Source organism: Flavobacterium sp. DSR3-2 (assembly GCF_049896525.1).
In the GTDB taxonomy this organism is placed as follows: Bacteria; Bacteroidota; Bacteroidia; order Flavobacteriales; family Flavobacteriaceae; genus Flavobacterium.
This window is the reverse complement of sequence record NZ_JAFCUM010000001.1, coordinates 485,990-498,710: the sequence shown is the minus strand read 5'-3', so window position 1 is coordinate 498,710 and position 12,721 is coordinate 485,990. Positions and strand designations below refer to the sequence as shown.

The window sequence follows — 12,721 nt, the reverse complement described above, 5'->3', positions numbered from 1 at the left end:
CGTAAATTAATTCACAACATTTAAACAATCCGGAATGTACAAATGGTTTATTTTATTACAATATAAATTCAAAACGAGTATGATAAAACTACACACGAATAACGAAACCATTTTGAGCCTAAATCCTTATATTAAAAAATATATTTTGAAAAATCCTTGTGCTCCTCTTTGGATAATTCTTCTTTAGATAAAGATTTGAAATAATCATACGTGATTTTCATTCCTTCGGCACGACCTATTTTAGCCTCCCAACTCAACAAGTTTTTAGCTTTTGTAATATCCGGCTGACGCTGCAAAGGATCATTTACGGGCAACGGATGATAGACCACTTTTTGATTTGTGCCTGTTAATTTTATGATTTCTTCTGCAAAATCCTTGATTGTGATTTCGTCCGGATTTCCAATGTTTACAGGAAATACATAATCAGAATGCAATAACCTAAAAATCCCTTCGACCTGATCGTCAACATAACAAAACGAACGCGTTTGCATCCCGTCACCAAAAATGGTTAAATCCTCTCCGCGAATTGCCTGACCTATGAATGCTGGAATAACACGACCGTCATTAAGTCTCATTCTTGGCCCATACGTATTAAAGATTCTAACGATTCTTGTTTCTACGCCATGAAACGTATGATATGCCATAGTGATTGATTCTTGAAAACGTTTTGCTTCGTCGTACACTCCTCTTGGTCCTATTGTATTTACATTTCCATAATATTCTTCGGTTTGCGGATGCACCAATGGATCTCCGTACACTTCAGAAGTGGATGCAATAAGAATTCGTGCTTTTTTAACTCTGGCCAATCCCAACAAATTGTGCGTTCCCAAAGACCCAACTTTCAGTGTTTGAATTGGAATTTTTAGATAATCTATTGGACTTGCCGGTGATGCAAAATGAAGTATGTAATCTAAATTTCCCGGAACATGGACAAACTTTGTGATGTCATGATGGTAAAATTCGAATTGTTCTAATTTAAATAGATGCTCAATGTTTTTTAAATCTCCAGTGATGAGATTATCCATCCCAATAACAAAATAACCCTCTTTGATAAATCGGTCACATAAATGTGATCCTAAAAAACCTGCGGCTCCGGTGATAAGTATTCTTTTCATTATTTAAAAAATTTGATTTTCGTTTGTACAAAAATATAGTTTGTTTTCAAAAAAAGGCTTGGTTTAATAAAAATTACGAACTAAGACCTAACTTTATTTTAGAGTCTAAAATGATATTGGCAGATTATTAATTTTAGATTAATTTTACAATAATTACTCGTTTTATGCAGGATGTTAACCCGCGAGAAATAGGAATTATCAACATTGAAATTATTCGTTTTTTGGAGAAATTTTTCGATACAAAAAGTCAACCTCTATATATTTATTTTTATTACCAAGATTAAAATCAAGCATTCCCATCAATTCAAACCCTTTCATTTGGAGGTAATTATTCATTACAGTAAAGGAAGGCTGACTGGAATATAACTCCTCTAAGTTTGCTTCGATGATTATATAATCAATAGCCTTTAAGGTTTGATCCGCTCCTTTTAAGACCTCAAGTTCATACCCTTGAACATCTAATTTGAGTAATGACAAATGCGTTTTGTCAGTAAATAATGCTATGGAATCTAACTTCTTTATTTGGACTCTTATTTGCTCTAACACATTATCTTTTCTGGTAAAATGAATATTTTCCTCATTTATTTCAAGAATAGAACTGGTATGTCCAAATTTGTTTTTATTGAATAAAATTGTCCCATCCTCATTGCCCAGTGCGATCTTATAGGTATTTATATTTGGATTACTGCTGAATTTTTTTTCGATTATTGAGTACAAATCCGGCAACGGCTCAAAAGTGTGTATTTGCGCTTGCGGATATAAATGAGTTGCTACTTTAGTGAATTGACCTGAATTAGCTCCTACGTCAATTATAGTGGTTAATTCAGGCACCATCTTCTTTAAATTTGAAACCACTTCAAAGGAGGCAAAAGAATAAATTCTACCTTTTACCGCTTCTAAAAGCCATTTTGATTTTGCAATAATAAATAATCGCTTTATTAATACTGAATATTTCACTTCTGATTTTTTTATTTTTTTTGAACTGTGTCTTCTAATTTTGATTGAAATTCTGATAAAACTTTTTCATACGAAAAATGTTCAGTTACAAAATCTCTTGCTAAAATTCCCGTTAAACGAGCCTTCTCAGGATTGTTTTTTAACTCCATTAGACACATTTTTATTGTTTCGATAATATTCTCATCAAAATAATAACCCCCTTGAGAATTCTCAAAGTTAACCTTTATTTCAGAATCTTTATGTCCAGTAACTATTGATGGTTTTGCACTTGCCATCATCCCTAAGATTTTTGAAGGCATAACCAAATCGTTGAACTCTGATCTTTGAAACAATACATGAACATCTGCATTACACAACAAATTATTTAACTGTTTGTACGGCACCGGAGGATAATAGGTGAAATTTACTTTGTTTTGTAATTGTTGTAAAACTTCCACGCGTTTTGCTCCTTCACCCACTAAATAAAAATGAACTTCAGGATGTACTTGCATTGCGGTTACAAACTCAATATAGAAATTCCAATCTTGTTTTTCTCCAATATTACCAGAATAAAGAATGTTAAACGTATTTTTGTTAAAAACTTTATTTTCCTGCGCAATTTCTGGATTTATCATAGAATAATCAATCCAGTTAGGAAAGTAAACTTGATCGACTGTTGTTTTTTGCGCTGATTTTATCATCATTCCTCTACTGATGGTGCTAATAAAGTCCGCTCTATTTAAGGTCCATTTTTCAATTTTAAATAAAATCTTTGACGATAACTGATTCTTTTCTGAAATCCCATTTTTAAAAGCTGCATCAAATTCAAAATCCTGGATATGAACCCAAAGCATTCCTCCTCCCCTTATTGTTTTTAAAAACCACCCAAGAATAATGGAAAGCGTAAAAGGCATAACAACTAATACTACATCTGCTTTCTTAATTTTTATAATATTAAAAACTGAACCCAAAAAAAAATGAGTCATTTGAAGCACTCTCTTAACAAAAGTTGGCTTTGCAGGAGTGTATTGTTTGAATCTATATATCGTTACGTTGTTTATAATTTCTTTTGAAAAGAGAGGATGGTCTGCATAATTTGAATAGATTTTCCATTGCGGGTAATAAGGAACTCCCGTTATTATATTCACATCATGTTTCAATGCCAAAAACTCTGCCATGCCCGTCGAATACAAACCTATCCCACTGTCCTCCGGGAAATAATTATGGCTGATTATAGTGATTTTCATCTATGAAATTTATTTCCGTATGGTTTCTAAAATTATACCTTCGAGTGTTGATATAAATTTGGTTTCCGTGAATTTATTTCTCGCATAAATTCCGTTTGAGGTTCCTTTTTTTTGTACTTCATCCCAACTTGAAATTATCAATTTTATTTTTAAATAAAGATCCTCTTCACTTTTTTCTTTGCAAAAAACAGCATTCTCCTCGGAACATATATCTGGAATTCCCGCATGCTGTGTTGTCAAAATTAAATTATTAAATGCCATAGCTTCCAGAATACTAATGGGTTGTCCTTCCATACTGAAAAAAGTAGGAAGACAAAAAACATTGCCCCAAATTAACAAATCTTGTTTGACTAAACCAGAAACAATCCCAAGATAGTCCACATTATTTAATTCTGCCAGCAGTCCATCTACATTATTTCCTGAAATCTTATTGCCTGCTATTTTAACTTTTAGAAATAATCCCTCGTCATTTAATCTTTTTATAACTTGAAGCAATAGGTTTATCCCTTTTTCTTCTAAAAAATTACTTAAAAAGAAAAGTCGGATTTCTGTAAAATCTTTCTTTTTAAGTAAAATTTCTTCCGAAATTATTAGTTTGTCTTCTACGAAATTATACAGTTCTCGAACAGCATCAGAAGATATAAAAGGTGTTAGATTGTCTCTTAAAGAATTAGAAAGCACAATTCCAGCGTCAAACGATGCCATAAGGTTAAAAAAGACCTTCTTTTTTATTCCTTTTAGAGATTGATATTCTTTTTTAAGATGGTTACTGTGCAGATGAACTATTGTTTTCTTGTTTAGAATTTTAGACAACAAGATAAAGGGTGCATATTTTAAGACTCCAAAAAAAGTAATTCCTATCGTGATATAAACTACATCAACCGTAAAAATTTTATAACCTTGAAAATAGGTTTTTAGGAATGATAATTTATCAAATGAGAACTGACCAATTGCACCGTTTACCTTATCAGAATGTTCCGTATTTATTTTTTTTATATTCCAATTTCTCTTTATTAAGCCATTTGCAACAACTTGATTGGACAAGCTAATTCCTTTTGGCGGACCTGGAAAAGGACCAATGATAAGGAGGTTATATCTCATTTTTTCGGTTTTTGTCAAATTCAGAAGCGTATATAAACATGCAACTTGTAAAGGAATAGATAATTATTCCATTTTGTCGTTCCAAAACACTTTCGAACAGAAAAACAAAAATAAAAAACAGTAAAAAGACAACTCCTTCAGCATTCTTTCTTTTGATAAATACTCGAATAAAGTAGAGCAACGAAAATAAATACAAACAAATTCCTACAATTCCAATAGCTAATCCTATTTGAAGAAACTGGTTGTGCGCATTATAATTTTCCTCAGATAAAACCGCGTAACCATCTGCCGCCAATTGTGTGCTTAAAACTGCTTGGGCATCTCCAATTCCATATCCTAAATAATCTGATTTTTGAATTACTTTCGCGCCTGTATTCCACAGAATGTATCTAATACCAGACGATGTTTCTTTATTATTTACAATACTATTAATATCGAATATTTCCGAAAAACGGTTTCTAATTTCGGTAATAGATAATGATAATACCATTAAACTTATAAAAACGAATACCAATTTAGCGATTTGTTTTTTATCTCGTTTTAGAAACAAAAGAATGCCGGAAAGAATACAAAAAGAAACAACAACACCTTTTCTTGCCAATATTAGAAGTCCAGAAATTAAGACTAAAAACAATATGAAATTAAAAATTTTATTTTTGAAACCTTCTATCAAAATAAAAAATAATGCTACCGAAAAAAAGATTGATATATAAATAGGATGCTCATTCATGCCCCAAAATTCATATGTTATGTAGGAATAACAATAATATAAATCATGTTTTTGGCTAAAATATCCCAATTGAAATAAGTAAATGAATATTAAAATTGAATAGATACTTGCGGCAATAATAAAGGTCTTCCGGAACACTTGATTAAACTTTACTCTTGTTTCAAGAGTTAAAAAAGAATATCCAAGAGGTATAATTAATATTGGAATACAACGGACTAAAATTGTAAAACCTTTTTGAATATTTTCAGAAAAAAATAAGCTAAGCGCATAAACAATAAAGAAAATACTAAATATGAAAACTGTTTTCATTTCAATTTTAGCGCTGATTCTGTATTTAAAAATAGAAAAAAGACCCAGAAGAAAAAAAACCATTACCGTAATAGGCTTTACTTTAAATGGCAACAGTACGAATAAACCGCAAAAGAAAGCAACATAAGGAACTGCTTTTTCAACTGAGAAATCGTTAATTTTTGTTTTTACCCTCATTCTGTTAAGAGATTACTATTGCTTGATTTACGCGGCAATTTAGTTTTTAATCCTTTTAAAATAAAATAAAGCAGATAAAGCGCCATAGAATAATAAATAAAACGATGTGAAGATCGCAGATTATACTCAAAACTATGAACAACATATAAAACTAACAATAAGAATTGAAGTACAGCCCACAAATATTTTTTTCGCACTATTTGATTTTTTATAAAATAATCTATCGCTGCAAAATAATATCCTAATAAGGAATAATAAAAAACACTAAAAACAGGGTATTTGGCTAATTCACCAATGGCCGTAAAAGGAGCTATTTCGTTTATTCTTAATTTAGAAGCAATACTATACCAATTTGTCAATCTTCCCGGTAATGGATTCAGTGTGGTGATTAAATTACCAATGGAAGCATTTTTATACAAATGAATGGTTTCGGAAGTAGCGTAAAACCCAAAAATAAACGTATAATAAATATTCATTATAGTGTAAGTAAATAAAATTTCAGGTTTTTCAAGTGTTACTTTTAAATACGGAATTAAACCATGTCCATTCGCTTCTAAACGCAGCGAAATGTTGTATCCAAAGAAAAAAATTACAAAAGGAATAAAGAAAATATAGAAAGTTCTGGCTCTGGAACGATTTAAAAAAACGGAATAACTCAACCCAAATGCTAATAAATAAATAGTGGCTGATCTGCTCCCCACTCCTATCCCTACAATAATGGCAATACAAAAAGCTGTCAGCGCAAGTGACCTGTTAGTTCTGTAAACAGCACCTGACAAAAGGCACAAAACGATAAATAAATTTTGATAAATAATTTTAAAAATAGAATTATCCTTCGGAATATATTCTGCTCTGTAAAATAGTAAAGAACCGTAATCAATGTAAACCAAAAGCACACATAACAAAGCTATGATTACTATAACAGTAGAAATTTGATTGGTGTCGAGTTTTAGATTTCGCGTATCAATAATTTTGATTTGCTGTTTGGCTAAAACGAAATACGATTTATTAAAAACCGAATAAATAAAAACGCCTAACAAAAACAGCAAAAGCATTTTGAGATAAACAAAAAAGGTTCTATTGAATTTATTTTTCCCAATAAAATCAAACTGAAAAAAATTGAATTTCTCGTATCTTGGATAAAAATTGTGATATAAAACAGTCGAAATTAAAACTCCTGCAAAGAACAATACAAATACATCTACTGGTGACAGCAAAAATATTTTTCGCTTCCAATAAAGAATTCCTACCAGTGAGAATAAAAAAAATAAAATTACAGCCATTAATATCATTTTGGGAATGTATTAACCTCTTTCAAGCGCTTTTATACCAGCATTTGTATTGTAAAAATTTGCCGTGTGTCCCACAATATACATGTAAATTTCTCCCTCTTTCTCGTCCATCAATGAAATTTGAGGACTGGACTCCGGGCCCTTAAATACCTTAATGGAATAGGTTGGTGTTTTGTAAACCGGAATGCTATCCGCATTGGTAGCTTCATACCATCCAGAGGCATTTTTGCCTACAAAAACCTTCCCCGTCAATCTATTCAATACCACTAATGAATATTCATTGGCATCTGTTTGATAAAGTTCCATTTGATAATTTTGTTTGTTTACAATTTCTTTTAAACTAAAAGAGTCTGTTTTCTTTTCCTCTTCCTTACAAGATACAAATAGCACTAATACAAATATCAAATAAAAATAATTCTTCATTTTTTAGTCTTTTTTAATTTAACTTTTATACAAATATAGTTGCAATTTTTAATTTTCATTGTCAAATTAGACTATAATCATATCGATTTACAATAGTTTTCTGGTCACTGTTTTTTTTTCAAATTACAACAATGTTTTCTTTTTTACAGCAAAATAAAAAATAAGCATAACCATAATTACATCAACACTAATGCGAAGCAGCAACAAATTAATAAAACTCATCTGATTCATTACATACAACAGCAACACTGTAAAAAAATAAATCAAACACGAAAAAACAAGCGCATAATTATATTGTTTTAACGCACCAAAAGCAACTAAAGAACAGCTTCCTATAACTATAGAACAACTTATCACCGGAATTAATACCACCAATGATTCTAGTAAATAAGCATATTTTGTCATTTGATTTCCTCCAAAAAAAGTCATCATTTCTTTGGAAAAATAATAAATACCCCCAGAAAAAAAGAAAGCACTACAAATGGTAAAAAGTACCAATCGTTGCACAAATAATTTGTTTTTAGTCCTTACAATTAAAGGGAAAACTGCTTGTTGAATGACTTCAAATGGAAATATGAAAGCAAAAATTATTTTAGAAGCAATGTCAAAACCAGAAACTAAGTTTTTTGAACAGAAATAACCAATTAGAAAAATAGTTCCAAAATTTAAAAAAAGGGTCGAAAATCGTCCTAAAAAAAACAAATAACCTTCTTTTAGATAGTATTTTATGGTTTCTAGGGGAACAAGTATAAATTTAAAATCAGATTTCTTTTTTAGAAAATAAAATCCTAAACCTCCCCAAACAATGTTAGAAAGAACTAAAATAAAAATATATATTGCGATGTGACTTGAATTTTTTACAAATAGTATCGTAAGAAAAACCAACAATGTTCTGGAAACCACACTTACAATAGCAATAGGTTTCATTTTTTCGATTCCTTGAAAATACCAAATTGGAAACAATATTTCTCCAATTCCCATAAACAACATAAAAAATATCAAATCGATATGTTTGGCTATTTCATTGTTAAAAGAAAACAATCCCAAAAGAACAAAACCGAAGACAAATAATCCTGTTTTTACAGTTATAATTGCAGAAATAATTTCATCAATTTTAGTTTTATTTTGTTTGTTTTCAACAATATATTTAGCAGCATACATATCAAATCCAAAATTAACCAATATCAGAAAATATTGAACAAATGAATCAACCCAAGTAAGAACTCCGTATCCTTCCTCGCCCAAAGTCCTTATCAAATAGCCTAATAAAATATACTTTGACAGTATGTTAGCAAACTTTATTACACTAAAATAAAAAAAGTTCTTGGCGATTTCATTATTTAATGACAGGTATATTTTTCTAAACATTTACTTGCAATTAGTTGTATTTACCTAGACTAAATTGTTTCGTCCCATGTTCTAATTTTTATATCAAAAGCGCTTTTAATTTTACTTTTATCTAAAACACTATATTTAGGCCTTTCAGCTGGAGTTGGGTAACTTGAAGACGGAATTGGTTTTACATGGATGTTTATATTATTTATTTCGAGTATTTTTCGAGCAAAATCATACCAGCTGCAATGTCCTTCATTACTAAAATTGTAAATTCCATACCTATTGATTTCTGGATTTTCAGAAGTTTGTAAAATAATTTGTACCAAAGCTTGCGCTAAATCAACGGCATTTGTTGGTGTTCCTATCTGGTCATCAACAACGGATAAACTGTCTCTTTCAGCTCCCAACCGCAACATGGTTTTCATAAAATTGTTCCCAAATGAAGAGAAAACCCAAGAAGTTCTTATGATAAAACATTCTTTTACCGTTTTTTGAATAACTTTTTCACCATCTAATTTAGTTTGGCCGTACATACTTTTAGGACTGGTAGTATCATCCTCTGTGTAAGGTATGTTTTTGGTACCATCAAAAACAAAATCAGTAGAAACATGAATTAATTTTGTTTTATAATCACGACAAACTTCTGCCAAATTTTGTGCCCCAACGACATTAATTTCGAATGCTTTTTCAGGCTCACTTTCTGCTTTATCAACTGCTGTGTAAGCAGCCGTATTTATACAAAAATCAGGTTTTACTTTTGTGAAAACTAGCTCAATCGATTCCTTTTGAGTAATATCTAAGGTTTTAGAATCACAAAAAACAAAGTCTGTTTGAGGATAACCCGCAGCGATAAATTGCAATGATTGCCCCAATTGTCCATTCGCACCTGTTACAAGAACTACCATATTTTTTTTTCGTTTTCTAAAGTCGGTAATACAAAATGTGTATCGCAATTTAATTCGTTCGCCTGTGCATGAATTTCCTTTTGACAATGCAATCCGCGAAGCATTCCTATTGTTGAAGAAGCTTGATTGTTCTGCACAAAATGAACATCCTGATGCACTCCTTTTTTTAACGTATTCGCTTTGAAACTTTCCATAAAACAGCCTCTTTTATCTTTAATAATTTCCGTTTCTAAACTGTAACAGCTATTGATTTGAGTCGGACTGAGATTCATGATTTAATTTAAATAATAATAAAACATGCATTTCGAAAACTTTCTAGTAATCATGACGCAAATCCTTTCAATTTTTATTACAATAAAATGCATTTTGTAGCATTCTTGTAAATAGTAAAAAATTGAAAATCCTAATTAAAGAATTAAATTTTTCTCTAAAAGTTAAGCATTTATTTGTTGTACTTTTAATGATTGTTTTTTGTAAAAAGCAATAAAAAAACGTAATAAAATAAAAATAAGAATAAATACAAGTGGCAAAATCACTTTCAATTTACCATTGATTGAGCTTGTATTTTCTTTATTCATAGATGTGGTATTGTCTTTGATGATTTTATCTGAAGATAATAGAGCCACTTTAAGATTTCCTATCTCTTTAATTAATGATTCTTTAGTTTTGATAACGTCATTTAATTGTGTGTTTTCATTATAATATACCAATTTATCGCTCTTTTGATGGTTTCCAGAAGCGGAATTCGAAAACTCATTCAAAATTCCATCTATTTGAGAAACAATTCCTTCGTTTGTTTTTATTTTTTGTTGAATGTTTTCCACTGAAACTTTCTGAACTCTATTGTAATAATCGCTGGTATTGAGATAGTTTAACAGGGGTTGTATTCCTTTTTTACTTTCGGTTATACCCTTTGTTAATAAAGTAATGGTATGAAAAGCATAATTCTTACTCGTAGTCGTTTCTTTTACAATCGATTTTAAATCCCCATCTTCTGACATCAATTTTAGTAACTCAAAATTCTGTTCGCTGTTGTTGATGAAACCATAAACATCAACGATTGGTTCAATTGTAATTTTTGTTATTTTAGTTGGTTCCTGAATTCCTATTGATTTTAAAAAAACGGTGTCTCTTTCGTTAATTTTAGCTGTTAACAAATCAATTTTTGAATACAAATAATCCGTGCTTCCAAAATTTGGAGTTACAATAATTTCATGATTGTAAGTCTTCTTAGTTGAATCTAAAAACATTCCTACTCCAAAACCAAGTACGAATAAAATCAAAATCACTACTGCATTTTTTACAAAAAACCGAATGCATCTGAACAAGAATGTATTGAAATCCTGAAATATATTGCCAATTTTTTTAGAAATTTTCATCAAATCAATTTCCTGATCGTCTTGATTATTGGACACGTTTGCACTCATTTATATTTTTTATTTTACGTTGAAAATTTGTTCCAATATCTTAATCGTAATCAAATACGTTGGTTTTACACCCGTAGTTCCCAATCCGCCTGAAGCTAATGTGCTTCCTGTTTCCAGTGGATTATCAGAGGCGTAATAAGCATACCTAACTTTAACATTATGAGGGACACTTTTTCTAATTTTTGAAGCAGATTGTATCGCTTTTTGGTAATATGAACCTTCCATTTCAAGTCCGATAATTCCCCAAGTCGATTCATGGAAAAACTTCAATAAATCTCTGTTTTGCAAAGAAGTTCCTAAAACAGTAACCATTGGACCTGCAAAAACAGCAATATCATTTCCTTCAAACATGTCAGCAGTCAATTCATTTTTAAAAAAATAATTATCCGCCGTTCCTTCATTGATGTGCGCATTAGGAATCATAATATCCCCTTTTCCACCTTCCAGAATTCCAGCTTTACCCATGATAGAAACTGATTCAACATTCAATAAGGTGTCTTTTTTGAATGGTTTCAACAATTCGTCAATGGTTTCATAAGCCTGTTCTCCAAATGCATAATCCATAACAATCAACACTGGTTTTTTATCTCCTGTATTTGCCTTAGGAAAAGATGTTTTTGCCCAATCAATTTTGGCGGTATCAAAAATCTGAACATCTATATTGGTTCCCGATGTGTCCGGCAACGAAATCATTCCAAATTTCAAGGCTACTTCTTCCACTTGGTTCCGAACAGCATTCGCGCCGGACTTACTCAATTCCTCATAAATAAAGAAATCAGATTTGTCCTTAAACTTGGTTTTTAAAACTTTCGTTGCAAAAATAGAGTTCATCACACTGTGCATGTTCGCACTAATTACGTGAATCGGACGGTCTAAAAGTTGGTTTTCTTTCAAAACCTCCTTGATGTTAGTGGCCCAAATTTCCCCGTGAATGTGATGTCCCAATCGCTCTCTTAAAATAGGACTGAAGGTAATCGTTCTTTTGTTGTCCTCTACAATTTCTTCAATGGCGAGTTTACCCAACCAAAATATGACATGCAAAAAGCGATCTGGCGCAGCAGCTGAACCAAAAGCATCATAAATATCCAGTACTTCCTCAAATGTTCTTCCAAGAATATTAGCGGCATGAGAAATAGCTTTTTCTTTTTCAACAAGAGTCAGTTTCTTCTTTTGGGAAACCGCTTGTTCTAATTTGAACCAGTCTCTGGAAACCTCACCGGCATCATCTAATAAAACCCTGTTTCTAATTTTGTGTGATTCGATGAAAATAAAGGTCAAATGCGTCAGAATATCATAAATATCCGAGCGTCCGCGCGTGATCTCCACGTTCATTTGTTCCTCATCGATTCGGTAACAATTACGACGTCTTTTTGGCGGTACAATCGCTTGAAAATGCGATTTAGAATACCCTTCATCCGAAGTTAAATTGATAAATCTGCATTCTTCTATTCCTACCGGAAGACGTTCAATGACATATAAAAGTCCGTTCAATTCTACTTTTTCTTCGGCAATATTTCCATAAATTTCTGGTCGTAATGCTAATAATGCTTCGCGCAACGTATCACCTGAAATTCCCATCGGTTTGTAAAATCCCCTGTTAAAAAGATGACGCATCGTGATGTACATTTTTTCAATAGCTGCCGATGATTCTTGTGCTCTGGAGCGTGATATATTTTTTGTTTCTTTCATTTTCTGCTTATTTTCTAACCTTCAAAGGTAAGACA

Annotated in this window: 13 protein-coding genes; 1 reads left to right on the top strand and 12 read right to left on the bottom strand. The window is 31.3% G+C overall.

Features of this window, described 5'->3' with window-relative positions; all coding sequences use genetic code 11:
* Positions 1 to 131 precede the first annotated feature (131 nt).
* The 5 genes from ACP7AV_RS02170 to ACP7AV_RS02150 form a co-directional block, all read right to left on the bottom strand.
* A complete protein-coding gene (locus ACP7AV_RS02170; RefSeq protein WP_426090573.1) occupies positions 132 to 1,115 on the bottom strand; it encodes a UDP-glucuronic acid decarboxylase family protein in 984 nt (327 codons plus the stop codon).
* Between the two features lie 210 nt (positions 1,116 to 1,325).
* Positions 1,326 to 2,072: an FkbM family methyltransferase gene (locus ACP7AV_RS02165; protein ID WP_426090572.1), complete on the bottom strand. Its 747-nt coding sequence runs from the start codon at positions 2,070 to 2,072 to the stop codon at positions 1,326 to 1,328.
* An 11-nt stretch (positions 2,073 to 2,083) separates the two neighbouring features.
* Positions 2,084 to 3,298 (bottom strand): WcaI family glycosyltransferase, encoded by a 1,215-nt coding sequence (locus ACP7AV_RS02160; protein ID WP_426090571.1) that lies wholly within the window; start codon positions 3,296 to 3,298, stop codon positions 2,084 to 2,086.
* A gap of 9 nt (positions 3,299 to 3,307) precedes the next feature.
* Positions 3,308 to 4,399 carry a glycosyltransferase family 4 protein gene (locus tag ACP7AV_RS02155; protein WP_426090570.1) on the bottom strand — a complete coding sequence of 364 codons (1,092 nt, stop codon included), beginning with the start codon at positions 4,397 to 4,399 and terminating at the stop codon, positions 3,308 to 3,310.
* Positions 4,389 to 5,129: an O-antigen ligase family protein gene (locus ACP7AV_RS02150; RefSeq protein ID WP_426090569.1), complete on the bottom strand. Its 741-nt coding sequence runs from the start codon at positions 5,127 to 5,129 to the stop codon at positions 4,389 to 4,391. The genes ACP7AV_RS02155 and ACP7AV_RS02150 overlap by 11 nt, the downstream gene beginning before the upstream one ends.
* A gap of 292 nt (positions 5,130 to 5,421) precedes the next feature.
* Between ACP7AV_RS02150 and ACP7AV_RS02145 the strand changes: the two genes are divergently transcribed.
* Complete coding sequence (locus ACP7AV_RS02145) at positions 5,422 to 5,565, top strand: hypothetical protein (protein ID WP_426062473.1); 144 nt, start codon at positions 5,422 to 5,424, stop codon at positions 5,563 to 5,565.
* A 46-nt stretch (positions 5,566 to 5,611) separates the two neighbouring features.
* Here ACP7AV_RS02145 and ACP7AV_RS02140 read toward each other — a convergent pair whose 3' ends face one another.
* The 7 genes from ACP7AV_RS02140 to ACP7AV_RS02110 form a co-directional block, all read right to left on the bottom strand.
* On the bottom strand, positions 5,612 to 6,898 hold the full coding sequence (locus ACP7AV_RS02140) for a hypothetical protein (RefSeq protein ID WP_426090568.1): 1,287 nt from the start codon (positions 6,896 to 6,898) through the stop codon (positions 5,612 to 5,614).
* 21 nt (positions 6,899 to 6,919) lie between these two features.
* Positions 6,920 to 7,330, bottom strand: coding sequence for a hypothetical protein (locus ACP7AV_RS02135; RefSeq protein WP_426090567.1), 411 nt, complete (start codon positions 7,328 to 7,330; stop codon positions 6,920 to 6,922).
* A gap of 123 nt (positions 7,331 to 7,453) precedes the next feature.
* On the bottom strand, positions 7,454 to 8,698 hold the full coding sequence (locus ACP7AV_RS02130) for an oligosaccharide flippase family protein (RefSeq protein WP_426090566.1): 1,245 nt from the start codon (positions 8,696 to 8,698) through the stop codon (positions 7,454 to 7,456).
* A gap of 29 nt (positions 8,699 to 8,727) precedes the next feature.
* Positions 8,728 to 9,570: a dTDP-4-dehydrorhamnose reductase gene (gene rfbD, locus ACP7AV_RS02125; protein WP_426090565.1), complete on the bottom strand. Its 843-nt coding sequence runs from the start codon at positions 9,568 to 9,570 to the stop codon at positions 8,728 to 8,730.
* On the bottom strand, positions 9,564 to 9,842 hold the full coding sequence (locus ACP7AV_RS02120; protein WP_426090564.1) for a dTDP-4-dehydrorhamnose 3,5-epimerase family protein: 279 nt from the start codon (positions 9,840 to 9,842) through the stop codon (positions 9,564 to 9,566). The genes rfbD and ACP7AV_RS02120 overlap by 7 nt, the downstream gene beginning before the upstream one ends.
* Positions 9,843 to 10,004: 162 nt before the next feature.
* Positions 10,005 to 10,997 carry a hypothetical protein gene (locus ACP7AV_RS02115; RefSeq protein ID WP_426090563.1) on the bottom strand — a complete coding sequence of 331 codons (993 nt, stop codon included), beginning with the start codon at positions 10,995 to 10,997 and terminating at the stop codon, positions 10,005 to 10,007.
* A 9-nt stretch (positions 10,998 to 11,006) separates the two neighbouring features.
* On the bottom strand, positions 11,007 to 12,686 hold the full coding sequence (locus ACP7AV_RS02110; RefSeq protein WP_426090562.1) for a DUF6909 family protein: 1,680 nt from the start codon (positions 12,684 to 12,686) through the stop codon (positions 11,007 to 11,009).
* Positions 12,687 to 12,721: the final 35 nt, after the last annotated feature.

What these genes read in the sequence shown, in the direction of transcription:
- ACP7AV_RS02115 (WP_426090563.1), bottom strand. Translation starts at nt 10,997, where the DNA reads ATGAGTGCAAACGTGTCCAATAATCAAGACGATCAGGAAATTGATTTG.
- ACP7AV_RS02170 (WP_426090573.1), bottom strand. Translation starts at nt 1,115, where the DNA reads ATGAAAAGAATACTTATCACCGGAGCCGCAGGTTTTTTAGGATCACAT.
- ACP7AV_RS02130 (WP_426090566.1), bottom strand. Translation starts at nt 8,698, where the DNA reads ATGTTTAGAAAAATATACCTGTCATTAAATAATGAAATCGCCAAGAAC.
- ACP7AV_RS02150 (WP_426090569.1), bottom strand. Translation starts at nt 5,129, where the DNA reads ATGAATGAGCATCCTATTTATATATCAATCTTTTTTTCGGTAGCATTA.
- ACP7AV_RS02135 (WP_426090567.1), bottom strand. Translation starts at nt 7,330, where the DNA reads ATGAAGAATTATTTTTATTTGATATTTGTATTAGTGCTATTTGTATCT.
- ACP7AV_RS02160 (WP_426090571.1), bottom strand. Translation starts at nt 3,298, where the DNA reads ATGAAAATCACTATAATCAGCCATAATTATTTCCCGGAGGACAGTGGG.
- ACP7AV_RS02145 (WP_426062473.1), top strand. Translation starts at nt 5,422, where the DNA reads ATGAAAACTGTTTTCATTTCAATTTTAGCGCTGATTCTGTATTTAAAA.
- ACP7AV_RS02140 (WP_426090568.1), bottom strand. Translation starts at nt 6,898, where the DNA reads ATGGCTGTAATTTTATTTTTTTTATTCTCACTGGTAGGAATTCTTTAT.
- ACP7AV_RS02120 (WP_426090564.1), bottom strand. Translation starts at nt 9,842, where the DNA reads ATGAATCTCAGTCCGACTCAAATCAATAGCTGTTACAGTTTAGAAACG.
- rfbD (WP_426090565.1), bottom strand. Translation starts at nt 9,570, where the DNA reads ATGGTAGTTCTTGTAACAGGTGCGAATGGACAATTGGGGCAATCATTG.
- ACP7AV_RS02110 (WP_426090562.1), bottom strand. Translation starts at nt 12,686, where the DNA reads ATGAAAGAAACAAAAAATATATCACGCTCCAGAGCACAAGAATCATCG.
- ACP7AV_RS02155 (WP_426090570.1), bottom strand. Translation starts at nt 4,399, where the DNA reads ATGAGATATAACCTCCTTATCATTGGTCCTTTTCCAGGTCCGCCAAAA.